The sequence below is a fragment of the Klebsiella sp. OBRC7 genome (assembly GCF_000293135.1).
Taxonomy (GTDB): Bacteria; Pseudomonadota; Gammaproteobacteria; order Enterobacterales; family Enterobacteriaceae; genus Klebsiella; species Klebsiella michiganensis.
Genome location: NZ_ALNJ01000010.1, coordinates 20,660 through 44,252 on the forward strand (window position 1 = coordinate 20,660; position 23,593 = coordinate 44,252).

At 56.7% G+C, this 23,593-nt stretch carries 24 protein-coding genes; 18 read left to right on the top strand and 6 right to left on the bottom strand.

What is annotated here, in order from left to right:
• Positions 1 to 60: 60 nt before the first annotated feature.
• Positions 61 to 1,011 carry a magnesium/cobalt transporter CorA gene (gene corA / locus HMPREF1144_RS02060; protein ID WP_004097564.1) on the top strand — a complete coding sequence of 317 codons (951 nt, stop codon included), beginning with the start codon at positions 61 to 63 and terminating at the stop codon, positions 1,009 to 1,011.
• A 42-nt stretch (positions 1,012 to 1,053) separates the two neighbouring features.
• Here the strand turns inward: corA and rarD are convergent, their stop codons facing one another.
• Together rarD and yigI are read right to left on the bottom strand one after the other, a co-directional pair.
• A complete protein-coding gene (gene rarD / locus HMPREF1144_RS02065) occupies positions 1,054 to 1,947 on the bottom strand; it encodes an EamA family transporter RarD (RefSeq protein WP_004097566.1) in 894 nt (297 codons plus the stop codon).
• A gap of 49 nt (positions 1,948 to 1,996) precedes the next feature.
• Entirely contained in the window at positions 1,997 to 2,461 is a 465-nt protein-coding gene (yigI, locus tag HMPREF1144_RS02070) for an acyl-CoA thioesterase YigI (RefSeq protein ID WP_004097567.1), read from the bottom strand.
• Between the two features lie 155 nt (positions 2,462 to 2,616).
• Between yigI and pldA the strand changes: the two genes are divergently transcribed.
• The 3 genes from pldA (at position 2,617) to rhtC (ending at position 6,068) form a co-directional block, all read left to right on the top strand.
• On the top strand, positions 2,617 to 3,489 hold the full coding sequence (gene pldA, locus HMPREF1144_RS02075) for a phospholipase A (RefSeq protein ID WP_004097569.1): 873 nt from the start codon (positions 2,617 to 2,619) through the stop codon (positions 3,487 to 3,489).
• 67 nt (positions 3,490 to 3,556) lie between these two features.
• The gene (gene recQ / locus HMPREF1144_RS02080) at positions 3,557 to 5,383 is read left to right on the top strand and encodes an ATP-dependent DNA helicase RecQ (RefSeq protein ID WP_004097570.1); all 1,827 of its coding nucleotides are present in this window, start codon (positions 3,557 to 3,559) and stop codon (positions 5,381 to 5,383) included.
• Between the two features lie 61 nt (positions 5,384 to 5,444).
• Entirely contained in the window at positions 5,445 to 6,068 is a 624-nt protein-coding gene (gene rhtC / locus HMPREF1144_RS02085) for a threonine export protein RhtC (protein ID WP_004097571.1), read from the top strand.
• 77 nt (positions 6,069 to 6,145) lie between these two features.
• Here rhtC and rhtB read toward each other — a convergent pair whose 3' ends face one another.
• Positions 6,146 to 6,766: a homoserine/homoserine lactone efflux protein gene (rhtB, locus tag HMPREF1144_RS02090; RefSeq protein ID WP_004097572.1), complete on the bottom strand. Its 621-nt coding sequence runs from the start codon at positions 6,764 to 6,766 to the stop codon at positions 6,146 to 6,148.
• 109 nt (positions 6,767 to 6,875) lie between these two features.
• On the opposite strand from rhtB, the gene pldB reads away from it, so the two are divergent.
• From pldB to HMPREF1144_RS02105, 3 genes are all read left to right on the top strand, one after another.
• Complete coding sequence (gene pldB / locus HMPREF1144_RS02095; RefSeq protein WP_004097574.1) at positions 6,876 to 7,868, top strand: lysophospholipase L2; 993 nt, start codon at positions 6,876 to 6,878, stop codon at positions 7,866 to 7,868.
• A 43-nt stretch (positions 7,869 to 7,911) separates the two neighbouring features.
• Positions 7,912 to 8,712 (top strand): sugar/pyridoxal phosphate phosphatase YigL, encoded by an 801-nt coding sequence (yigL, locus tag HMPREF1144_RS02100; protein WP_004097575.1) that lies wholly within the window; start codon positions 7,912 to 7,914, stop codon positions 8,710 to 8,712.
• 88 nt (positions 8,713 to 8,800) lie between these two features.
• On the top strand, positions 8,801 to 9,700 hold the full coding sequence (locus HMPREF1144_RS02105) for a carboxylate/amino acid/amine transporter (RefSeq protein ID WP_004097576.1): 900 nt from the start codon (positions 8,801 to 8,803) through the stop codon (positions 9,698 to 9,700).
• Here the strand turns inward: HMPREF1144_RS02105 and metR are convergent.
• Positions 9,588 to 10,541 carry an HTH-type transcriptional regulator MetR gene (gene metR / locus HMPREF1144_RS02110; protein WP_004097578.1) on the bottom strand — a complete coding sequence of 318 codons (954 nt, stop codon included), beginning with the start codon at positions 10,539 to 10,541 and terminating at the stop codon, positions 9,588 to 9,590. The two genes, HMPREF1144_RS02105 and metR, sit on opposite strands and share 113 nt — an antisense overlap.
• Positions 10,542 to 10,772: 231 nt before the next feature.
• Here metR and metE point away from each other — a divergent pair, with 231 nt between their 5' ends.
• On the top strand, positions 10,773 to 13,034 hold the full coding sequence (metE, locus tag HMPREF1144_RS02115; RefSeq protein ID WP_009651709.1) for a 5-methyltetrahydropteroyltriglutamate--homocysteine S-methyltransferase: 2,262 nt from the start codon (positions 10,773 to 10,775) through the stop codon (positions 13,032 to 13,034).
• 206 nt (positions 13,035 to 13,240) lie between these two features.
• Positions 13,241 to 13,930, top strand: a complete 690-nt coding sequence (locus tag HMPREF1144_RS02120) for a transporter substrate-binding domain-containing protein (RefSeq protein WP_009651710.1) — start codon at positions 13,241 to 13,243, stop codon at positions 13,928 to 13,930.
• A 3-nt stretch (positions 13,931 to 13,933) separates the two neighbouring features.
• Here HMPREF1144_RS02120 and HMPREF1144_RS02125 read toward each other — a convergent pair whose 3' ends face one another.
• The gene (locus HMPREF1144_RS02125) at positions 13,934 to 14,746 is read right to left on the bottom strand and encodes a dienelactone hydrolase family protein (RefSeq protein WP_004097582.1); all 813 of its coding nucleotides are present in this window, start codon (positions 14,744 to 14,746) and stop codon (positions 13,934 to 13,936) included.
• A 267-nt stretch (positions 14,747 to 15,013) separates the two neighbouring features.
• Between HMPREF1144_RS02125 and udp the strand changes: the two genes are divergently transcribed.
• The 9 genes from udp (at position 15,014) to tatD (ending at position 22,917) form a co-directional block, all read left to right on the top strand.
• On the top strand, positions 15,014 to 15,775 hold the full coding sequence (udp, locus tag HMPREF1144_RS02130; protein WP_004097583.1) for a uridine phosphorylase: 762 nt from the start codon (positions 15,014 to 15,016) through the stop codon (positions 15,773 to 15,775).
• Positions 15,776 to 15,913: 138 nt separating this feature from the next.
• On the top strand, positions 15,914 to 17,362 hold the full coding sequence (rmuC, locus tag HMPREF1144_RS02135) for a DNA recombination protein RmuC (protein WP_009651716.1): 1,449 nt from the start codon (positions 15,914 to 15,916) through the stop codon (positions 17,360 to 17,362).
• A 70-nt stretch (positions 17,363 to 17,432) separates the two neighbouring features.
• Positions 17,433 to 18,188, top strand: coding sequence for a bifunctional demethylmenaquinone methyltransferase/2-methoxy-6-polyprenyl-1,4-benzoquinol methylase UbiE (gene ubiE / locus HMPREF1144_RS02140; RefSeq protein WP_004097585.1), 756 nt, complete (start codon positions 17,433 to 17,435; stop codon positions 18,186 to 18,188).
• A gap of 13 nt (positions 18,189 to 18,201) precedes the next feature.
• A complete protein-coding gene (gene ubiJ / locus HMPREF1144_RS02145; RefSeq protein WP_004097586.1) occupies positions 18,202 to 18,807 on the top strand; it encodes a ubiquinone biosynthesis protein UbiJ in 606 nt (201 codons plus the stop codon).
• On the top strand, positions 18,804 to 20,444 hold the full coding sequence (gene ubiB / locus HMPREF1144_RS02150) for a ubiquinone biosynthesis regulatory protein kinase UbiB (protein ID WP_009651715.1): 1,641 nt from the start codon (positions 18,804 to 18,806) through the stop codon (positions 20,442 to 20,444). The genes ubiJ and ubiB overlap by 4 nt, the downstream gene beginning before the upstream one ends.
• Positions 20,445 to 20,521: 77 nt before the next feature.
• Positions 20,522 to 20,773: a Sec-independent protein translocase subunit TatA gene (gene tatA, locus HMPREF1144_RS02155; RefSeq protein WP_004097589.1), complete on the top strand. Its 252-nt coding sequence runs from the start codon at positions 20,522 to 20,524 to the stop codon at positions 20,771 to 20,773.
• A gap of 3 nt (positions 20,774 to 20,776) precedes the next feature.
• Positions 20,777 to 21,316: a Sec-independent protein translocase protein TatB gene (gene tatB, locus HMPREF1144_RS02160; protein ID WP_009651722.1), complete on the top strand. Its 540-nt coding sequence runs from the start codon at positions 20,777 to 20,779 to the stop codon at positions 21,314 to 21,316.
• A gap of 2 nt (positions 21,317 to 21,318) precedes the next feature.
• Positions 21,319 to 22,092: a Sec-independent protein translocase subunit TatC gene (gene tatC / locus HMPREF1144_RS02165; protein ID WP_004097593.1), complete on the top strand. Its 774-nt coding sequence runs from the start codon at positions 21,319 to 21,321 to the stop codon at positions 22,090 to 22,092.
• A 30-nt stretch (positions 22,093 to 22,122) separates the two neighbouring features.
• Positions 22,123 to 22,917 carry a 3'-5' ssDNA/RNA exonuclease TatD gene (gene tatD, locus HMPREF1144_RS02170; RefSeq protein ID WP_009651721.1) on the top strand — a complete coding sequence of 265 codons (795 nt, stop codon included), beginning with the start codon at positions 22,123 to 22,125 and terminating at the stop codon, positions 22,915 to 22,917.
• Between the two features lie 6 nt (positions 22,918 to 22,923).
• Here tatD and rfaH read toward each other — a convergent pair whose 3' ends face one another.
• On the bottom strand, positions 22,924 to 23,412 hold the full coding sequence (rfaH, locus tag HMPREF1144_RS02175; RefSeq protein WP_004097595.1) for a transcription/translation regulatory transformer protein RfaH: 489 nt from the start codon (positions 23,410 to 23,412) through the stop codon (positions 22,924 to 22,926).
• Between the last annotated feature and the right edge of the window lie 181 nt (positions 23,413 to 23,593).

Below are 23,593 nucleotides of genomic sequence, written 5' to 3' on the forward strand. Positions count from 1 at the left end.
AAATTGTTTCTGTGTGCCCACCGAACTGTCCGATAATTTTTTGCATTGGGAGTCCCGGTCATGCTGAGCGCATTTCAACTGGAAAACAATCGTTTAACGCGTCTTGAAGCCGACGAGATCAAGCACCTCGCCAGTTCGGTGTGGGTCGATCTGGTCGAGCCTGACGACGATGAACGAAGCCGCGTGCAAACGGAATTGGGCCAGAACCTGGCGACGCGCCCGGAGCTGGAGGACATCGAAGCGTCAGCGCGTTTCTTTGAGGATGAAGACGGCCTGCATATCCACTCATTTTTCTTTTTTGAAGATGCAGAGGATCACGCCGGTAACTCTACCGTAGCGTTTACTATCCGCGAAGGGCGTCTGTTCACCCTGCGCGAACGGGAGCTGCCCGCTTTCCGCCTGTATCGCATGCGCGCCCGCAGCCAGTCGATGGTGGACGGCAACGCTTACGAGCTGCTGCTGGACCTGTTCGAAACCAAAATCGAGCAGCTGGCGGATGAAATTGAAAACATCTATAGCGACCTGGAAAAGCTCAGCCGGGTGATCATGGAAGGCCGTCAGGGGGACGACTACGACGAGGCGCTCTCGACGCTGGCGGAGCAGGAAGATATCGGCTGGAAAGTTCGCCTGTGTCTGATGGATACCCAGCGCGCGCTGAACTTCCTCGTGCGTAAAGCCCGTCTGCCGGCAGGCCAGCTGGAGCAGGCGCGTGAGATCCTGCGCGATATCGAATCCCTGCTGCCGCACAACGAATCGCTGTTCCAGAAGGTTAACTTCCTGATGCAGGCGGCGATGGGCTTTATCAACATCGAGCAGAACCGCATCATTAAAATCTTCTCGGTGGTCTCCGTGGTGTTCCTGCCGCCGACGCTGGTGGCATCCAGCTATGGGATGAACTTTGAGTTTATGCCCGAGCTGCACTGGAGCTTTGGCTATCCCGGCGCGATTGTCTTTATGATGCTCGCCGGCCTGGCGCCGTATCTGTACTTTAAGCGTAAAAACTGGCTGTAAAAAAAAGGAGCTTCGGCTCCTTTTTTGCGTATCAGTTTGGCTCTATGCCCTACGCGTCCGGCGTATTGTGTAAACCGCATCCATCACGAAAATCGCCAGCGCCACCCAGATAAAGGCGAAGGTCACCATCTTATCCGCGCCCGGCACTTCGCCGTAGAAGGTCACCGCCAGCAGGAACATCAGCGTCGGGCCGATATACTGGAAAAAGCCCAGCGTGGAGAGGCGCAGGCGGGTTGCCGCGCCGGTAAAGCACAGCAGCGGGATGGTGGTCACCACGCCCGCCGCCATCAGCAGCAGGTTCAGCGACCACGAATTCTGCCCCATGTGGCTGGTCGGGCTATCGGCAATACCAAACAGATAAATCGCAGCGACCGGCAGCAGCCAGAGCGTCTCAAACAGCATCCCGGTTTGCGCATCCACGGCGATCTTTTTACGCAGCAGGCCGTAAAAAGCGAAGCTGAAGGCCAGACCCAGGGCGATAATCGGCAGCGAGCCGAAGGTCCAGAGCTGTACCAGCACGCCGCAGGCGGCCAGCAGCACCGCCAGCCACTGCATCCGGCGAAAGCGCTCCCCGAGGAAGATCATCCCCAGCAGAATATTCACCAGCGGATTGATAAAATAGCCCAGGCTGGCTTCCAGCATATGATGGTTATTCACCGCCCAGATAAACAGCAGCCAGTTGCCGCCCACCAGCACCGCAGAGAGCGCCAGCAGGAACACCTTTTTCGGCGTTTTCAGCAGCCTTTTGACCTGCGGCCACTGACGGCTGATGCTGATCAGCGCGACCATGAAGAAGAAGGACCAGATCACGCGGTGAGTCAGAATTTCATCGGCGGGAACATAGTAGATAAGCTTGAAGTACGCCGGCGCGATACCCCAGATAAAATAGGCGGCCAGGGCCAGAAGAATCCCCACCCGCGTTTGTTTAGCGTCCATCGGTACAAATCCATTGCCAAAGAGAGAGATGTTACTCGATTTAGGCCGATCAACCCACCATATACGTCGCCGTGGCGCTGGCGATATATACCTGCTCTTCGTTATGCAGCTCGACGCGGGCCACCGCCACTTTATTACCGGCGCGCAGCAGGCTGCTGGTGGCGGTAAAGCGTTCCCCGCGGCCCGGACGCAGGTAGTCGACGCGCAGATCGATAGTGCCCATCCGCGACAGGCGCTGGCGCAGCTCTTCTTCATTGATGGTGTCGTGGCGAGTCAGCGTGCTGCCGACGCATACCAGCCCCGCAGCGACGTCCAGCGCTGAGGCGATCACGCCGCCATGTAAAATGCTCTGCGCCCAGTTGCCCACCATCATCGGCTGATTGTTGAAACTCAGTTGGGCAAACTCCTTTTCATAGCGCTCCAGCTCCAGCCCTAAGGCACGATTAAACGGCATATGGTAGACGAAGATCTCTCCCACCAGCTTCAGGGCGGCGGCGGCGGTCAGTTCAGACATAACAACACTTCCATAAGTTAATGAAATGTTGATTTTATGCTTCTAAAATATTGATTTCTACTTTAAGAACGGATAACAGGTCAGATGCCGCATAAATAGGTAGAATGCTGCCTGGGTTAAACAGAAATAATAAATATCCATCCAGGAGAACAGCAATGCGTATCTCTTTGGCCTGCCTGCTGGCGCTTGTTGCGCTTCCGGCCGGCGTTCTGGCGCAGGACGCGCCGGTGAATAAACAGGTCCACGACGCTCCGGTCGTTCGCGGGAGCATTATCGCCAATCTGTTACAGGACCATGATAATCCGTTCCTGCTCTATCCCTACGAGAGCAACTATCTGCTCTATACGTGGACCAGCGATCTCAATAAAGAAGCGATTCGTAGCTACGACTGGGCCGAAAATGCGCGTAAAGATGAAGTGAAGTTCCAGCTCAGCCTGGCGTTTCCGCTGTGGCGAGGGATCCTCGGCGAGAATTCGCTGCTGGGCGCTTCTTATACGCAAAAATCCTGGTGGCAGCTCTCCAATAGCAAAGAGTCCGCGCCGTTTCGCGAAACCAACTATGAGCCGCAGCTGTTCCTCGGGTTTGCGACCGATTACTCGTTCGCCGGCTGGACGCTGCGCGACGTTGAGATGGGTTATAACCACGACTCTAACGGCCGTTCCGATCCCACCTCCCGCAGCTGGAACCGCCTCTATACCCGGCTGATGGCGCAAAACGGCAACTGGCTGGTTGAGGTGAAGCCCTGGTACGTGATTGGCAGCACCGACGATAACCCGGATATCACCAAATATATGGGGTATTACCGGCTGAAAGTGGGCTATCAACTGGGCGACGCCATCCTCAGCGCCCAGGGGCAATATAACTGGAATACCGGCTACGGCGGCGCCGAGCTTGGGGTGAGCTATCCGATCACCAAACACGTGCGCGTCTATACTCAGGTCTATAGCGGTTATGGCGAGTCGCTCATCGATTATAACTTCAATCAGACCCGCGTCGGCGTCGGGCTGATGCTCAACGATCTGTTTTAATCGTTGCACTCTGGCTCTCAGGCGCTGAAAATAGCGCCTGTTTTCTTTTCAGGCATATGGGGTCAACGTGGCGCAGGCGGAAGTATTGAATCAGGAATCGCTGGCTAAGCAGGTTTTACAAGAGACCTTCGGCTACCAGCAGTTTCGCCCGGGCCAGGAAACCATTATCGATACGGCGTTGGCCGGGCGCGATTGCCTGGTGGTGATGCCAACAGGCGGCGGCAAGTCGCTGTGTTATCAGGTTCCGGCGCTGGTACTGGGCGGTCTCACCGTCGTGGTGTCGCCGCTTATTTCCTTGATGAAGGACCAGGTCGATCAGCTGCTGGCTAACGGCGTGGCGGCGGCGTGCCTGAACTCAACCCAGAGCCGGGAGCAGCAGCAGGAGGTGATGGCCGGCTGCCGCAGCGGGCAGATTCGCCTGCTGTATATCGCCCCGGAGCGCCTGATGCTGGATAACTTCCTTGAGCATCTTACGCACTGGAATCTGTCGATGGTGGCAGTGGACGAGGCGCACTGTATTTCCCAGTGGGGGCACGATTTCCGTCCGGAATACGCCGCGTTAGGGCAACTGCGCCAGCGGATACCGCAAATCCCGTTTATGGCGCTGACCGCCACCGCCGATGACACGACGCGTCGCGACATTGTTCGCCTGCTGGATCTAAACGACCCGCTCATTCAGGTCAGCAGCTTCGACCGACCCAACATCCGCTATATGCTGATGGAGAAGTTTAAGCCGCTGGATCAGCTGATGCGCTACGTGCAGGACCAGCGCGGTAAGTCGGGCATTATCTACTGCAATAGCCGCTCAAAAGTGGAAGACACCGCCGCTCGCCTGCAAAGCCGCGGTATCAGCGCCGCGGCCTATCACGCCGGTCTGGAAAACCATATCCGCGCCGACGTGCAGGAGAAATTCCAGCGCGACGACCTGCAAATCGTGGTGGCTACGGTAGCCTTCGGTATGGGTATCAACAAACCGAACGTCCGTTTTGTGGTGCATTTCGATATCCCCCGCAATATTGAATCCTATTACCAGGAGACCGGCCGCGCCGGGCGCGATGGGCTGCCTGCCGAGGCGATGCTGTTTTACGATCCGGCGGATATGGCGTGGCTCAGACGCTGCCTTGAGGAGAAACCCGCCGGGCCGCTGCAGGACATTGAACGCCATAAGCTCAACGCGATGGGGGCCTTTGCCGAAGCGCAAACCTGCCGCCGTCTGGTGCTGCTCAACTACTTTGGCGAAGGGCGCCAGGAGCCCTGCGGCAACTGTGATATCTGCCTCGACCCGCCGAAACAGTACGACGGTTTAATGGACGCGCGTAAGGCGCTGTCGACGATTTACCGCGTCAACCAGCGCTTTGGTATGGGCTACGTGGTGGAAGTGCTGCGCGGCGCCAATAACCAGCGTATTCGCGATATGGGGCACGACAAGCTGCCGGTCTACGGCATTGGGCGCGAACAGAGTCACGAGCATTGGGTCAGCGTTATCCGTCAGCTTATTCATTTAGGCCTGGTTACGCAGAATATAGCCCAGCACTCTGCGCTACAGCTTACCGAGGCCGCGCGTCCGGTTCTGCGCGGCGACGTGACGCTACAGCTTGCCGTGCCGCGTATTGTGGCGCTGAAGCCGAAAGCGATGCAGAAATCCTTTGGCGGTAATTACGATCGCAAGCTGTTCGCCAAGCTGCGCAAACTGCGTAAGGCGATTGCCGACGAAGAGAATATCCCGCCCTACGTGGTGTTTAACGATGCGACGCTAATTGAAATGGCCGAGCAAACGCCGCTGACGGCCGGAGAGATGCTCAGCGTCAACGGCGTTGGCACGCGTAAGCTCGAGCGTTTTGGTAAAGAGTTTATGGCCCTGATCCGCGCGCACGTGGATGGCGATGATGAGTAGTCAGCCAGACGAAAAAGTGTAAATATAGTTTTCGTCCTGACTATTTCCCTGCGAGTTAATTATGTTGACGCTTTTTTTCACCGTGGCGCTGGTGCATATCATTGCGCTGATGAGTCCTGGCCCGGACTTCTTCTTTGTTTCACAAACCGCCGTTAGCCGCTCCCGCAAAGAGGCGATGATGGGCGTGCTGGGGATCACCTGCGGAGTAATGGTATGGGCGGGCGTAGCGCTGCTCGGCCTGAACCTGATTATCGAGAAGATGGCCTGGCTGCATACCATTATTATGGTCGGCGGCGGTCTGTATCTGTGCTGGATGGGCTTCCAGATGCTGCGCGGCGCGTTGAAAAAAAGCGAAGCGGCAGCGGCGGTAGAGCCTCAGGTCGAACTGGCGCGCAGCGGCCGGAGCTTCCTGAAAGGGCTGCTGACTAATCTGGCGAACCCAAAAGCGATTATCTATTTTGGCTCCGTGTTCTCGCTGTTTGTCGGCGACAGCGTCAGTTCCGGCGCGCGCTGGGGGATTTTCCTGCTGATTGTTCTGGAGACGCTGGCCTGGTTTACGGTGGTCGCCAGCCTGTTCGCCCTACCGGGCATGCGCCGCGGCTATCAGCGGATGGCGAAGTGGATAGACGGCATTGCCGGTACTCTATTTGCCGGGTTTGGTATTCACCTGATTATTTCGCGCTAAGCGTTCTGCGGCCCGCCCAAGGGTTATGGGCGGGCCATATATTTTATCAGTACGGTAATTTGCTGTTTATCTGTACATCACGCGTGGCGCGCGGAGGCCAGCAGGGCGCCGACCAGCATAAACAGCGATCCAAAAACCTTGTTTAGCGCTTTCATCTGTTTCGGCCCCTTGATCCACGCGGCGATGCGCTGAGCCAGCGTGGCGTAGCCAATCATCACGATAATATCGACAACGATGGTGGTGACGCCGAGCACGAGGTACTGCATCACCTGGGGCTGGTGCGGCACGATAAACTGCGGGAAGAGCGCGGCAAGGAACACGATGCTTTTTGGGTTGGTCAGGTTGACGAACACCGCGCGCTTAAAGAGTTTGCCGCGGCTCTGCGCTTGCGCAAGGATATTCAGATCGAGAGAACCCGCGGCTCGCCACTGCTGAATGCCGAGCCAGATAAGATAAGCGGCGCCCGCCCATTTCAGGATTTCAAAGGCCAACAGCGAACGGGAAAAAAGCGTACCCAGGCCAACGCCCACCAGCACGATATGAATGCCGAGTCCGGTCTGTAGCCCGGCAATAGAAGCCGCCGCGCCGCGATAACCGTGGTTAATTGAGGTGGTCATGGTATTTATCGCCCCGGATCCCGGCGACAGGCTGAGAATAAGAGATGTCAGCAGATAGGCAAACCACCACTCGAACGTCATGAGAAACTCCCTGATTGTCTGTTTTTATGCCACAATACGCTATTGTGTAAGCATTGTGTGATGCACGATAAAAAAACGATTTTCAGCGGTTATCAGGGGTGTAAGCCCGATGTTTTTGCAGCAAAAGGACTGGGAAACACGAGAAAACGCGTTTGCGGCCTTTACCATGGGGCCACTGACCGATTTCTGGCGTCAGCGGGAAGAGGCTGAATTTACGGGCGTGGATAACGTTCCGGTGCGCTTTGTTCGCTTCTGCGCCAAAAGTCATGACCGGGTCGTGGTTATTTGTCCGGGTCGCATTGAAAGCTACGTTAAGTACGCCGAACTGGCTTACGATCTTTTCCGCAGCGGTTTTGACGTGATGATTATCGATCATCGCGGCCAGGGGCGCTCCGGACGCATGCTTTCAGATACCCACCGCGGGCACGTCGTTAATTTCAGCGATTACGTCGACGATCTCGCCGCGTTCTGGCAGCAGCAAGTGGCGCCCGGACGCTGGCGGAAACGGTTTATACTGGCACACTCCATGGGCGGCGCCATTGCGACGCTATTTTTGCAGCGCTACCACCAGCATTGCGACGCGATGGCGCTCTGTGCGCCGATGTTCGGCATCGTTATGCGCCTGCCTGACTGGATGGTGCGCCATATTCTCGATTGGGCTGAGGGCCATCAGCGCATTCGTGAAGAGTATGCCCTCGGTACCGGCCGCTGGCGGGCGCTGCCCTTTGCGGTTAACGTACTGACGCACAGCCGTCAACGCTATCGCCGCAACCTGCGCTTTTACGCCGATGAGCCGCAGCTGCGGGTCGGCGGGCCGACGTTCCACTGGGTGCGCGAGGGGATCCTCGCCGGCGAAGAGGTGTTGGCCGGTGCGGAGAAAGACGTCACGCCAACATTATTGCTCCAGGCGGAAGAAGAACGGGTGGTCGATAACCGTATGCACGATCGCTACTGTGAACTTCGCGCCGCTGGCGGTCATCCCTGTGAAGGGGATAAGCCGTTTGTCATAGAAGGGGCATACCATGAGATCCTTTTTGAAAAGGACGCAATGCGCTCGGTCGCGCTAAACGCTATCGTCGATTTTTTTGGTCGACACACTTAATCCGGCGAAACGCTCGTCGCCCTGCTTAGAGGTTAAAATTTTTATGTACCAGGTTGTTGCGTCTGATTTAGATGGCACGCTGCTTTCTCCCGATCACTGCTTAACTCCCTACGCCAAAGAGACGCTGAAGCTGCTTACCGCTCGCGGTATCAACTTCGTGTTCGCGACCGGCCGCCACTACATCGATGTTGGGCAAATTCGCGATAATCTCGGCATTAAATCCTATATGATCACCTCGAACGGCGCTCGCGTGCACGATAGCGAAGGGAAGCAGATCTTCGCCCACAACCTTGACCGCGATATCGCCGCCGACCTGTTCGAAATGATGCGTAACGATGCGGCGATTGTGACCAACGTCTATCGTGAAGATGAGTGGTATATGAATCGCCATCGTCCGGAAGAGATGCGCTTCTTCAAAGAGGCGGTGTTTAACTACAAGCTGTACGAGCCGGGCGAGCTGGATCCTGAAGGGATCAGCAAAGTCTTTTTCACCTGCGATAAGCATGAGCATCTGCTGCCGCTGGAGCAGGCGATCAACGCCCGCTGGGGCGATCGGGTGAACGTGAGCTTCTCTACCGTTACCTGCCTCGAAGTGATGGCGGGCGGCGTGTCGAAAGGGCATGCGCTGGAGGCCGTGGCGAAAATGCTCGGCTATAGCCTGAAAGAGTGTATCGCCTTCGGCGACGGTATGAACGATGCGGAAATGCTGTCGATGGCGGGCAAGGGCTGCATTATGGCCAACGCGCACCAGCGGCTGAAAGACCTGCATCCTGAGCTGGAAGTGATTGGCAGCAACGTCGATGACGCCGTTCCCCACTACCTGCGTAAACTCTATCTTGACTAAAAAAGATTGACGATTGTTTGATTAATGAGCAGTCGTCAACCTGTCACTTCGCTACAATGCGTGTTCTTTACTCTATGAGACATTCATTGTGGCGCTACTGATTATCACCACCATTCTGTGGGCCTTTTCCTTTAGCCTGTATGGCGAATACCTGGCAGGCCACGTCGATAGCTATTTTGCTGTGCTGGCGCGCGTTGGCCTGGCGGCGCTGGTGTTTTTGCCCTTCCTGCGCACCCGCGGGCAGAGCCTGTCAACCATCGGCCTGTATATGCTGGTGGGGGCGATGCAGCTCGGCATTATGTATATGCTGAGTTTCCAGGCCTATCTGTACCTGACGGTATCTGAGCTTCTGCTGTTTACCGTCCTGACGCCGCTCTATATCACGCTGATTTACGATGTGATGAGCCGCCGTCGCCTGCGCTGGGGCTACGCCTGCAGCGCTCTGCTGGCGGTAATCGGCGCGGGCATCATCCGTTATGACCAGGTGACCAACCATTTCTGGACCGGTTTGATCCTGGTTCAACTCTCCAACATCAGCTTCGCGATTGGCATGGTGGGATACAAGCGCCTGATGGAAACGCGTCCGATGCCGCAGCATAACGCCTTCGCCTGGTTCTACATCGGGGCGTTTCTGGTGGCGGCGGTTGCCTGGTCGATGCTGGGTAACGCGCAGAAAATGCCGGAAACTTCGCTACAGTGGGGCATCCTGGCCTTTCTTGGCGTGGCGGCATCCGGGATTGGTTACTTTATGTGGAACTACGGCGCCACCCAGGTCGATGCCGGTACGCTCGGCATCATGAACAATATGCACGTGCCCGCCGGGCTGCTGGTGAACCTGGCCATCTGGCAGACGCAGCCCCGCTGGCCGAGCTTTATTATTGGCGCTCTGGTGATCCTGGCCTCGCTATGGGTCCATCGACGCTGGGTCGCTCCGCACTCCGCACAAACGGCAAATGGTCGCAAGCGTGATTCCGCGCTGAGCGAATAAACGCTTCGGTGACCGGCTGACGCTGCTCGCCGTCGCGCACCGCGGCGTACAGTCGGCTCCACAGTCCTTCGCCCAGGGTTTTGGTGACCACCAGACCCTGGCGCTCAAAGCTTTCCACGACCCAGTGCGGCAGGGCGGCGATGCCCATTCGCGCCGCCACCATCTGAATTAACAGCAGCGTATTGTCGACGCTCTTCAGCTGCGGGCTAATCCCGGCAGGCTGCAGGAAGTGGCGCCAGATATCCAGACGTGCGCGCTGGACCGGATAAATCAGCAGCATTTCAGTCGCTAAATCCTCGGGCGCGATGCGCGCCTTTGTCGCCAGCGGATGATCCGGCGCCATCACCAGGCGCACTTCGAAATCAAACATTGGCGAATAGTGCAGTCCGCTGCGCGGCAGGATATCGGAGGTCATCACCAGATCCAGCTCGCCCTGCTGCAGGCCCGGCTGCGGGTCGAAGATCACCCCGGACTGAAAGTCCACCTCCACATGCGGCCAGCGGGCGCGGAAACTCTCCAGCGCCGGAGTGAGCCACTGAATACAGCTGTGGCATTCGATGGCGATACGCAGCCGGGTTTGCTGCGGCTCATTGCAATCCTGCAGGGCGCGGCTGATTTGCGGCAGGACCTGATTGGCCAGCTGCAGCAGGATCTCTCCCTGCGGCGTAAAGCGCAGCGGCTGACTTTTACGTACAAACAGACGGAAGCCGAGGCGCTGTTCCAGATCGCTGAACTGGTGGGACAAGGCGGATTGGGTCTGGTGCAGGGCCGCCGCCGCGCCTGCCAGAGAACCGCTATTCCGCAACGCCTGGAGCGTTTTCAGGTGTTTAATTTCGATCATGAAAGTCCTTCACTTCGGCATGAATAATTTGCGCTTGAGGAATATACAGTAACTGCCAAATATAGAAGTGTAAACATCTGGACGTCTAAATCCTTTATCTTTCGAATTTATGGTGCGTTGGCTGCACTTCCTCACCCCACTCACTTACTTCAGTAAGCTCCTGGGGATGAGCAAGTTTGCCGCCCTCCCTAAATCCGAAATCTTTCGGATTGCAATTATGAGGCTCAAAAAATGACAATTATTAACCACACCCTCGGTTTCCCTCGCGTTGGCCTGCGCCGCGAGCTGAAGAAAGCGCAAGAAAGCTACTGGGCGGGCAATACCAGCCGCGAAGAACTGCTGGCCGTTGGCCGCGAACTGCGCGCTCGCCACTGGGAACAACAGAAGCAGGCGGGCATTGACCTGCTACCGGTGGGCGATTTCGCCTGGTACGACCATGTTCTGACCACCAGCCTGTGGCTTGGCAACGTGCCGGCTCGTCATCAGAACAAAGACGGCTCCGTTGATATCGATACCCTTTTTCGCATAGGCCGCGGCCGCGCGCCGACCGGCGAACCGGCCGCGGCGGCGGAAATGACCAAATGGTTTAACACTAACTACCACTACATAGTGCCGGAATTTGTGAAGGGCCAGCGGTTCAAACTGAGCTGGACCCAGCTGCTGGATGAGGTGGACGAAGCGCTGGCGCTGGGCCACAAGGTGAAACCTGTTCTGCTGGGGCCGGTCACTTACCTGTGGCTCGGTAAGGTAAAAGGCGAGCCGTTCGACCGCCTGAGCCTGCTGAACGATATTCTGCCTGTTTACCAGCAGGTGCTGACTGAACTGGCAAAACGCGGCGTTGAGTGGGTGCAGATTGATGAACCGGCGCTGGTGCTCGAGCTGCCGCAGGCGTGGCTGGACGCCTTCAAACCGGCTTACGCGGCCCTTAGCGGTCAGCTTAAGCTGCTGCTGACTACCTACTTTGAAGGCATTACCGATAACCTCGACACCATCACCGCACTGCCAGTACAGGGCCTGCATGTGGATCTGGTCCACGGCCAGGATGATGTCGCCGAACTGCATAAGCGCCTGCCTGCCGACTGGCTGCTCTCCGCGGGGCTGATCAATGGCCGCAACGTCTGGCGCGCCGACCTGAGCGAGAAATACGCGCAGGTTAAAGATATCGTCGGCAAACGTGAACTGTGGGTAGCCTCTTCCTGCTCCCTGCTGCACAGCCCGATCGATCTGAACGTGGAAACGCGGCTCGATGCCGAAGTGAAGAGCTGGTTTGCCTTCGCCCTGCAAAAATGCCGGGAGCTGGCGCTGCTGCGCGATGCGCTGAACAGCGGCGACACCGCGGCGATTGCTGACTGGAGCGCGCCGATCCAGGCACGTCGCCAGTCAACCCGCGTGCACAACGCTGCGGTAGAGAAGCGTCTGGCGGCCATTACCGCTCAGGACAGCCAGCGCCAAAGCGTCTACGAAGTTCGCGCCGAAGCGCAGCGCGCCCGCTTTAAGCTGCCGGCCTGGCCAACCACCACCATCGGCTCTTTCCCCCAGACCACCGAGATCCGCGGCCTGCGTCTGGACTTCAAAAAGGGCAATCTCGACGCTAACCGCTACCGCACCGGCATCGCCGAACACATTAAGCAGGCGATCGTTGAGCAGGAGCGACTGGGGCTGGACGTGCTGGTACACGGTGAAGCCGAGCGTAACGATATGGTGGAATACTTCGGCGAACACCTGGACGGCTTTATTTTCACGCAGAACGGCTGGGTACAGAGCTACGGCTCCCGCTGCGTCAAACCGCCGGTGGTCATCGGCGATATCAGCCGCCCGGAGGCGATCACCGTCGAGTGGGCAAAATACGCTCAGTCCCTGACCGACAAACCGGTAAAAGGCATGCTGACCGGCCCGGTGACCATTCTTTGCTGGTCCTTCCCGCGTGAGGACGTCTCTCGTGAAACGATTGCGAAACAGATAGCCCTCGCGCTGCGCGATGAAGTGGCGGATCTGGAAGCCGCCGGTATCGGTATCATCCAGATCGACGAACCGGCCCTGCGTGAAGGCCTGCCGCTGAAGCGTAGCGACTGGGATGCGTATCTGGCATGGGGGGTGGAAGCTTTCCGTATCAATGCCGCGGTGGCGAAAGACGACACGCAGATCCACACCCATATGTGCTATTGCGAGTTCAACGACATCATGGATTCCATCGCCGCGTTGGATGCGGACGTGATTACCATCGAAACCTCGCGCTCTGATATGGAGCTGCTGGAGTCGTTCGAAGCGTTCGACTACCCGAATGAAATCGGGCCGGGCGTGTACGACATTCACTCCCCGAACGTGCCGAGCGTGGAGTGGATTGAAGCGCTGCTGGAAAAAGCCGCGCAGCGTATCCCGGCAGAGCGCCTGTGGGTGAACCCGGACTGCGGCCTGAAAACCCGCGGCTGGACGGAAACGCGTGCCGCGCTGGCCAACATGGTCAAGGCCGCGCAAAATCTGCGCCAGGCGTAATATAAATCACACTTGTGGGAGGCCCCGGCCTCCTTTTTTGGTTTCTTCTCTTTGCTGGCAAAACCGAATGTGAAGAGCTGTTCGGCGTGAGGCGGCAGCGTCTGGACAACGTTCACCCGCTCCCGGCGGTTGCTCAGGACGGATGTCTTTGACTACAGTTAAGCGTTCCCTGAACCGAAGCTATGATAACTCTCCTGAGGTGAAAGATGATTGAACACCACGATCAAAAAGGGTATCTGCGTTTTGCCATTAATCTGGGTAATCCGGTGCTTACGACACTGCTGCCGGATGGGGCGCCGGGGGGGATCACCGTCGAGCTGGCAAAGAAACTGGCGGCAGAGAGCCAGCGCGAAGCGCGGTTTGTGACCTGGCCGACGGCCGGGCAGGTAGTGGACGCGTCGCTGCAGGATCAATGGGATATCGCCTTTCTGGCTATCGACCCGGCGCGGGAAGATAAGCTTCGCTTTACGCCGTCATACGTCACTATCGAAAGCTCGCTGATGGTGAAAAAAGAGAGCCAGATTCAATCGGTGCAGGAGATGGACCACGCAGGTGCGGTGATTAACGTGGGCAAAGGCGCAGCCTACGAGCTGTATCTGATTCGCACGCTGCAGCATGCGACGATGCGCCAGTACGCCACCTCACAGGAGGCTATTCAGGCGTTCATCAACGGCGAAGGCGATTGGGTGGCCGGTATTCGCCAGCCTCTGGAGAAAGCCGCGCAGGAGAATCCGCAGTTTCGCGTTCTGCCCGACAGCTTTAGCCAGATACACCAGGCGATATGCGTACCGCGCAACGCGACGCAGCACTATGAATTTATTTGCCGCCGCCTCTCTTCCTGGATAGCGGACGGTACTATTGCCGGGATGGTGAGCCGCCATATCGGCAATAGCTGATCGTTAACCGCGCTTACCGCCATACTGCGCAAACCAGGCCAGCATCCGCTGCCAGCCGTCTTTTGCCGATTCTTCATGATAGCTGGCGCGATAGTCGGCATTAAAAGCGTGGTCGGCGTGCGGGTAAACCACGATTTCCGCCGTGGCGTTGGCCGCCCGCAGCGCCTGACGCATCGTTTCCACCGTGTCCTGCGGGATGCTGTCGTCTTTCGCGCCATAAAGCCCTAACACCGGCGCGTTAAGATCGACGGCAATATCGACCGGATGCTTCGGCGAATTCAGCGTTTTCTCGCCAACCAGCTTGCCGTACCAGGCGACGGCGGCTTTTAACTGCGGATTATGCGCAGCGTACAGCCAGGTAATACGCCCGCCCCAGCAGAAGCCGGTAATCAGCAAGCGATGGGCATCGCCGCCGTGGCGGTAGGCCCAGCTGGCCACGTGATCGAGGTCGGCCAGCACCTGAGAATCCGGCACCTTTTTGACCAGTCCCTGGAACAAAGAAGGGATGTCGCTGTAATCATTAGGATCGCCCTGGCGGAAGTAGAGCTCCGGTGCGATAGCCAGATACCCCTCCTTTGCCAGACGGCGGCAGATATCGCGGATATGTTCATGCACGCCGAAAATTTCCTGGACCACGATAACGACCGGCAGCGGACCGTCGACGCCGCGCGGGCGAGCATGGAACGCCGGCATGTTATCTCCCTGTGAAGGGATGGATGTCTCCCCGGAGACGATGTTCTCATCTGATGTGTGAACGGCAGTTGAGGCGTGCGGCGTGGCTGCAGGTGCAAAGCCGGTTTGCTTAATTGTCGTCATGGTATTCTCCGTACCCTCAATTTATTAGCGCATCAATAACTATAGCTGCTCTGGACAGGACGTTAACCAAACACAGTGCCCGAAACAGGCTATCTTTTGTTCAGGCTTCTGCGATTTAGCTTGTTAATGTGATGTATATCACTCTTTTATGGAAAGTTATTGCAATGAATTTCATTCATGGTGATTGTAGTCACAAAATTGAGCCGACAGCTTCTGTAAAGTACCGTTTTGCTTCTGCTGATAATTCGACCCACAGAGGAGTTTTTTATGTCCAAGTCTGATGTTTTTCATCTCGGCCTCACCAAAAACGATTTACAAGGGGCTACGCTGGCTATCGTCCCTGGCGATCCGGAGCGTGTGGAAAAGATCGCCGCGCTGATGGATAAGCCGGTTAAGCTGGCATCTCACCGTGAATTCACCACCTGGCGCGCTGAGCTGGATGGTAAAGCAGTGATTGTCTGCTCTACCGGTATCGGCGGCCCATCGACCTCTATCGCCGTGGAAGAACTGGCCCAGCTGGGCATCCGTACCTTCCTGCGCATCGGTACCACCGGCGCCATTCAGCCACATATTAATGTCGGCGACGTTCTGGTGACGACCGCGTCCGTCCGTCTGGACGGCGCAAGCCTGCACTTTGCACCAATGGAGTTCCCGGCGGTGGCTGACTTTGAATGTACTACCGCGCTGGTTGAAGCGGCGAAGTCTATCGGTGCGACCACCCATATTGGTGTCACCGCCTCTTCCGACACCTTCTATCCGGGCCAGGAACGTTACGATACCTTCTCCGGCCGCGTTGTGAGCCGTTTTAAAGGCTCGATGGAAGAGTGGCAGGCGATGGGCGTGATGAACTATGAAATGGAATCCGCCACGCTGCTGACGATGTGCGCCAGCCAGGGCCTGCGCGCCGGGATGGTTGCCGGAGTTATCGTCAACCGTACCCAGCAGGAAATTCCGAACGCGGAAACCATGAAGCAAACCGAAAGCCACGCGGTGAAAATTGTCGTGGAAGCGGCGCGCCGCCTGCTGTAGTTACCCTTTCTTCTGCCAGGGGTCGGACTCTCCGGCCCTTCTTTTTTGCGTAGCGCCTCGCAGGAAAACCCTTTCAAACTGGACGTTTGTACAGCACAATTCTATTTTGTGCCGTAAGTCGTTGCCGCAGGGGGCGTTGTGGATATCTCAATTATTATTAGTGCCGTTGTGGCGCTGGCCGTCGGGCTGATTGTCGGCTGGCTGGCGACCAAAGCGCACGCCGATCAAATTCGCGCCGATCTTATCGATGAGCGGCGCGAACTGGATATTGAGCTGAGCGCGGCCCGCCAACGTCTGGTGCAGGAGTCACACTGGCGAGAAGAGTGTGAACTGCTCAATAACGAACTGCGCAGCCTGCGCGATATCAACGCCTCGCTGGAAGCCGATCTTCGCGAAGTGACCACCCGCCTTGAATCCACTCAGCTGCATGCGGAAGACAAAATTCGCCAGATGGTGAACAGCGAGCAGCGTCTTAGCGAACAGTTTGAGAATCTGGCGAACCGTATTTTTGAGCACAGCAACCGGCGGGTGGATGAGCAGAATCGCCAGAGCCTGCACGGCCTGCTGACGCCGCTTCGCGAACAACTGGATGGCTTTCGTCGGCAGGTGCAGGATAGCTTTGGCCAGGAAGCGCGGGAGCGCCATACTCTGGCTCATGAAATCCGCAATCTTCAGCAGCTGAATGCACAAATGGCCCAGGAGGCGCTGAACCTGACTCGCGCGCTCAAAGGCGATAACAAAACCCAGGGCAACTGGGGTGAGGTGGTGTTGACCCGCGTGCTGGAAGCGTCCGGACTGCGGGAAGGATATGAATATCAGACCCAGGTCAGCATCGAAACGGACAACCGCTCGCGGATGCAGCCCGATGTGATTGTCCGTTTACCGCAGGGGAAAGACGTGGTGATCGATGCCAAGATGACCCTGGTGGCCTATGAGCGCTATTTCAACGCCGAAGATGATTACACCCGTGAAGCGGCGCTGCAGGAGCATATCGCTTCGGTACGCAACCATATGCGCCTGCTGGGGCGTAAAGACTACCAGCAACTGCCGGGGCTGCGTTCGCTCGACTACGTTCTGATGTTTATCCCGGTGGAGCCCGCCTTCCTGCTGGCTATCGATCGTCAGCCTGAACTCATTAGCGAAGCGCTGAAGAACAACATCATGCTGGTGAGCCCAACCACGCTGCTGGTGGCGCTGCGTACGATCGCCAATCTCTGGCGCTATGAGCATCAGAGCCGTAACGCGCAGAAAATTGCCGAAAGAGCGGGGCGGCTGTATGACAAGATGCGCCTGTTTGTCGATGATATGTCCGCCATCGGACAGGGCCTGGATAAAGCCCAGGATAACTACCGTCAGGCGATGAAAAAGCTCGCCTCCGGACGAGGTAACCTGCTGGTACAGGCGGAATCATTCCGTGAACTGGGCGTCGAGGTTAAGCGTGAGATTAATCCTGAGTTAGTTGAACAGGCGACGGCCCAGGATGAAGAATACCGCCTTGCGCAGGGGGGTAACCCGCCGGAAGATAACGATATTTCATCCGATCCTACGGCAACTGCCATGTTTGGGGGCGGCTCCCGGCCACGTTGAAGCGTATGGGAAGTGCGCTAAACCTGTTACACTCAACGAACATTTTCTTGATAAGCAAGCAGGCATTGAGATGGTTGAGGATTCACAAGAAACGACGCATTTTGGCTTTCAGACTGTCGCCAAAGAGCAGAAAGCTGACATGGTGGCGCATGTATTTCATTCTGTGGCCGCAAAATATGACGTAATGAACGACCTGATGTCGTTCGGTATTCATCGTTTGTGGAAGCGTTTCACCATCGACTGCAGCGGCGTCCGCCGCGGGCAAACCGTATTGGATCTGGCTGGTGGTACCGGCGATCTGACGGCGAAATTCTCTCGCCTGGTGGGTGAAACCGGCCGCGTGATGCTGGCGGACATCAACGACTCTATGCTGAAAATGGGCCGCGAAAAGCTGCGTAACATTGGTATTGTCGGCAACGTAGAATACGTCCAGGCAAACGCTGAAGCGCTGCCTTTTGCGGACAATACCTTTGATTGCATTACGATTTCTTTCGGTCTGCGTAACGTGACCGACAAAGAAAAAGCGCTGCGCTCAATGTATCGCGTATTAAAGCCGGGCGGCCGCCTGCTGGTGCTGGAATTCTCAAAACCGATTATTGAGCCGCTCAGTAAAGCCTACGACGCCTATTCCTTCCATATCCTGCCGCGCGTGGGTGAGCTGGTTGCTAAAGATGCCGAAAGTTATCGTTATCTTGCTGAATCTATTCGAATGCATCCCGATCAGGACACGCTGAAAGGCATGATGCAGGACGCAGGGTTTGAAAGCGTCGACTACTACAACCTGACGGCAGGCATCGTTGCGCTACACCGCGGATATAAGTTCTGACAGGAGGGTCCCTATGCCTTTCAAACCACTGGTTACCGCCGGTCTTGAGACGGTCCTTAACACCTTCCTCTGGCGCGATCGGGCGCTGAAACCCGCGCGCCAGCGCCTGCTGGGGAAAGTGCTGCGCATCGAGCTGCAAGAGTTTTCCGATCCTGTGGTGCTGGTTTTTAGCGAACGTCAGCTGGACGTGCTGGGCGCGTGGGAAGGTGAGGCTGACTGCACCGTACGTACCCGCCTTAGCGTGCTTCCGCAATTGCGCAATCGCCAGCAGCTTACCGCGCTGATTCGCAGCGGCGATCTTGAAGTGCAGGGCGACCTGCAGGTGGTGCAAAATACCGTCACGCTGTGCGATCTGGCAGAGTTCGATCCGGCTGAACTGCTCGCCCCGTATACCGGTGATGTGGTTGCGGAAGGCTTTAGTAAAGTATTCCGCGGCGGTGCTCGCTTTCTTCTGCATGGCGCTCAACGCCAGCAGCGCTATGTCGCGGAAGCGATTACCGAAGAGTGGCGCCTGGCGCCGGGGCCGCTGGAGCTGGCCTGGTTTGCAGAGGAAACCGCTGCGGTAGAACGAACCCTGGCCGCGCTGGAAAAACGGCTGGACACGCTGGAGGGCAAATGACGCCAGGAGAATTACGGCGCCTGTATTTTATCGTCCACACCTTTTTGAGCTACGGGCTTGATGAGCTCATTCCCAAAATGCGTATCACGCTGCCGCTGCGAATCTGGCGGCGGATGCTGTTCTGGATGCCCAATCGCCATAAAGATCGTCCTCTTGGCGAGCGACTGCGCCTCGCATTACAGGAGCTTGGGCCAGTGTGGATCAAGTTTGGCCAGATGCTTTCGACCCGTCGCGACCTGTTTCCGCCGCACATTGCCGATCAGCTGGCCATGCTGCAGGATCGCGTCGCGCCCTTTGACGGTCTGCAGGCCAAAAAGCAGATTGAGCAAGCCATGGGCGGCCTGCCGGTAGAAGCCTGGTTTGATGACTTCTCTGTTGAACCGCTCGCTTCCGCTTCTATTGCCCAGGTGCATACCGCGCGTCTGAAAGAGAACGGCAAAGAGGTGGTCATTAAGGTGATCCGCCCGGATATCGTGCCGGTTATCAAAGCGGATATGAAGCTCATCTACCGTCTTGCCCGCTGGGTGCCGCGTCTGTTACCGGACGGCCGTCGCCTTCGCCCGCAGGAAGTGGTTCGCGAATATGAAAAAACGCTGCTGGATGAGCTCAACCTGCTGCGTGAATCGGCTAACGCTATCCAGCTTCGCCGCAACTTCGACGAGAGCCCAATGCTTTATGTCCCGGAAGTTTATTCGGACTACTGTAGCGAAGGCATGATGGTAATGGAGCGGATTTACGGGATCCCGGTGTCCGACGTCGCCGCGCTGGAAGCGCAGGGGACTAACATGAAGCTGCTGGCCGAGCGTGGCGTGCAGGTGTTCTTTACGCAGGTTTTCCGCGACAGCTTCTTCCATGCTGACATGCATCCGGGCAATATTTTTGTCAGCCGTAACCATCCGGAAGATCCGCAGTACATTGGTATTGACTGCGGTATCGTCGGTTCGCTGAACAAAGAAGATAAGCGCTATCTGGCGGAGAACTTCATTGCCTTCTTCAACCGCGATTATCGCAAAGTTGCGGAGCTGCACGTTGATTCCGGCTGGGTTCCCGCGGATACCAATGTTGAAGAGTTCGAGTTTGCTATTCGTACCGTCTGCGAGCCTATCTTTGAAAAACCGCTGGCGGAAATCTCGTTTGGCCACGTGTTGTTGAACCTGTTTAATACGGCGCGACGTTTCAATATGGAAGTGCAGCCGCAGCTGGTTCTGCTGCAGAAGACATTACTTTACGTAGAAGGTGTAGGTCGCCAGCTCTATCCTCAGTTAGACTTGTGGAAAACGGCGAAACCGTTTCTTGAGTCGTGGATCAAAGATCAGGTGGGCATTCCGGCTCTGGTGCGGGCGTTTAAAGAAAAAGCGCCGTTCTGGATCGAAAGAATGCCGGAAATACCTGAGCTGGTGTACCAGAGCCTGCAGCAAAGCAAGCAGCTGCAGAATAGCGTCGATACCATCGTGCGCGACATCCAGGTGCGGCACGTGCGCCAGGGTCAGTCCCGCTATCTGTTCGGTATAGGCGCGGTTTTATTACTGAGTGGTACGCTGCTTTTCATTCATCGTCCCGAGTGGGGCATGATGCCAGGCTGGCTGATGGCCGCAGGGGTCGTAACCTGGCTTATCGGCTGGCGAAAGACGAACTGACGGCGGCCGCCTTTATCACTGCGCATAATGTGTATAATGCGTCCTAATAATTCATCATCTGTCATAGGGGAATGTGTATGGGTGGTATCAGTATTTGGCAGTTACTCATTGTTGTCGTCATCGTGGTTCTGCTTTTTGGGACAAAAAAGCTGAGCTCGCTCGGTTCAGATTTAGGGGCGTCGATCAAAGGCTTTAAAAAGGCCATGAGCGACGAAGAGAAACCGGAAAAATCCGCGCCGGATGCAGATTTTGCGGCGAAGACCCTTGCTGATAAACCGGATGATGCAAAGAAAGACGAGACTAAACGCCACGACAAAGAGCAGGTGTAATTCGTGTTCGATATCGGTTTTAGTGAGCTGCTGCTGGTATTCGTGATTGGCCTCATCGTTCTGGGGCCACAGCGACTACCGGTAGCGGTAAAGACGGTGGTGAGCTGGATCCGCACGCTGCGGTCGCTTGCGGCTACCGTACAAAATGAAATTACCCAGGAATTAAAACTGCAGGAGTTTCAGGAAAGCCTTAAAAAGGTGGAAAAGGCCAGCCTGGACAACCTGACGCCCGAGCTAAAAGCTTCAATGGATGAGCTGCGTGAAGCGGCTGAATCTATGAAGCGATCCTACTCCGCCCACGATCCTGAAAAAGCCAGCGATGAAGCCAATACCATTCACAACCCGGTTGTAAAAGGGAGTGAAGAGCAGCGCAGGGACGTGACGCCGGCGACGGCTGAACATCAGGCCAGTGCGCCAGAGCATGCGCCTGACTCCGTGTCTGAAGAACTCCCCGCTTCGCAGAGTGAAATCCCGGCGATGAAAGTGAAAGCTGCCGTGTCGGCTTCCGATTCCTCCTCTCCTGTACCGAGTGATAAACAGTAAAAATGGGCGTAGACGATACTCAACCGCTAATTACGCATCTGATTGAGCTGCGCAAGCGCTTGATCAACAGCATTCTTGCGATTCTGGTGATTTTCCTGGCGTTAGTCTATTTCGCCAACGATATCTATCAGCTGGTTTCCGCGCCGTTGATTCGGCAGATGCCGGTTGGTGCGACCATGATCGCCACGGATGTGGCCTCGCCTTTCTTCACGCCGATCAAGCTGACCTTTATGGTATCGATAATTTTGTCGGTTCCGGTCATTTTGTATCAGGTCTGGGCCTTTGTGGCGCCAGCGCTGTATAAGCATGAACGTCGGCTGGTTATGCCGCTGCTGGTCTCCAGTACGCTGCTGTTCTATATCGGCATGGCCTTTGCCTACTTCGTCGTTTTCCCGCTGGCGTTTGGTTTTCTGACCCACGCGGCGCCGGAAGGCGTACAGGTCTCTACCGATATTCGCAGCTACCTCGACTTTGTGATGGCGCTGTTTATCGCCTTTGGCGTCTCATTCGAGGTTCCGGTGGCCATCGTCCTGCTGTGCTGGATGGGCGTCACCACGCCGGACGACCTGCGTAAGAAACGTCCCTATGTACTGGTTGGCGCATTCGTTGTCGGGATGTTGCTGACCCCGCCGGACGTGTTCTCGCAAACCCTGCTGGCGATTCCGATGTACTGTCTGTTTGAGGTCGGGGTCTTCTTCGCGCGGTTCTACACCGGTAAACGCCTGACGCGTGATGAGGATGCCGCTGCCGAAGAGGCGCAGGGCAAAGAAGAATAACGCTCAACCGCCCGCCAGGGCGGTTGCCGTATGGGAGCGATGATGTTTGATATCGGCGTAAATCTGACCAGTTCGCAGTTTTCTCGCGATCGCGACGAGGTGGTTTCCCGGGCCCGGGCGGCGGGCGTCAGCGGGATGCTGTTGACGGGAACCAACCTGCATGAAAGCGCGCAGGCGCAGCAGCTGGCGCGCCGTTATTCCGGGTGCTGGTCAACGGCCGGCGTTCATCCTCACGACAGTCGCAGCTGGACGGACTCGGCGGCGGCAGCGGTCTATGCGCTGGCTCGCGAGCCGGAAGTCGTTGCGGTGGGTGAGTGCGGGCTGGATTTCAACCGCAATTTTTCGACGCCTCAGGAGCAAGAAGCGGCGTTTAGCGCTCAGTTGGCGCTGGCCGCGGAGCTGTCGATGCCGGTATTTCTGCACTGCCGCGATGCGCACGAGCGCTTCCTGGCCCTGCTGTTACCCTGGCTTGATAAGCTCCCGGGGGCCGTTGTGCATTGTTTTACCGGTAGCCGCGAAGAGATGCGCGAATGCGTGGAGCACGGTTTATTTATTGGCATCACCGGCTGGGTATGCGATGAGCGTCGGGGGCTGGAGCTGCGAGAGCTGCTGGTCGATATTCCGGCAGAGCGCCTGCTGATTGAGACCGATGCGCCGTACCTGTTGCCGCGAGATATGCTGCCAAAACCCGCTTCCCGCCGCAATGAGCCCGCCTACCTGCCGCATATTCTGACCCGTATCGCGCAATGGCGTGGGGAGGAGGCGCAATGGCTGGAAGACGTGACTGATGCTAACGTCAGAAGACTTTTTGGCGTGGGTTTTTAAGCGCCGTCAGATTTTATAAAAGTCAGTGTTTTTAACGCTCTGGAGCACCTGCTTGTTAAGCAGATTCAGCAGCAGCATCGAGCGGGCTTCGCCGTCCGGTTCGGTAAAAATAGCCTGCAGACCCTCAAAAGCGCCATCGGTAATCAGCACGCTGTCGCCTTCGTGCGGCGTTTCAGGATCGGTAATGCCTTCCGGTTTGTAGATGGACAGCTGATGAATGACGGCAGATGGCACGATAGCGGGCAGCGCGCCGAAACGCACAAAACTGTTCACGCCGCGCGTAGCGCTGATGGTAGTGGTATGAATCACTTCCGGGTCGAACTCGATAAACAGATAATTTGGGAACAGGGGCTCGCTGACCGTCGTGCGTTTACCGCGGACGATTTTTTCCAGCTCGATCGTTGGCATCAGGCAATTGACGGCCTGCCGTTCAAGGTGTTCCTGGGCACGTTCAAGTTGCCCACGTTTGCAATAAAGTAAGTACCAGGCTTGCATAATGACTCTTTCCAATGCTACTAGCTGCAAGCATAACAAAAGCCCGGTACGATCGCGAAATCATTGCGGGTGAAAACTAAATTTCAGCGTTCTTTCACGCTAATTTAACAAAAATACAGCATAGCTCCGGCGAACGCCGTATAATCACCCGCCTGTATAGAGGTCAATAACAACTCCATGA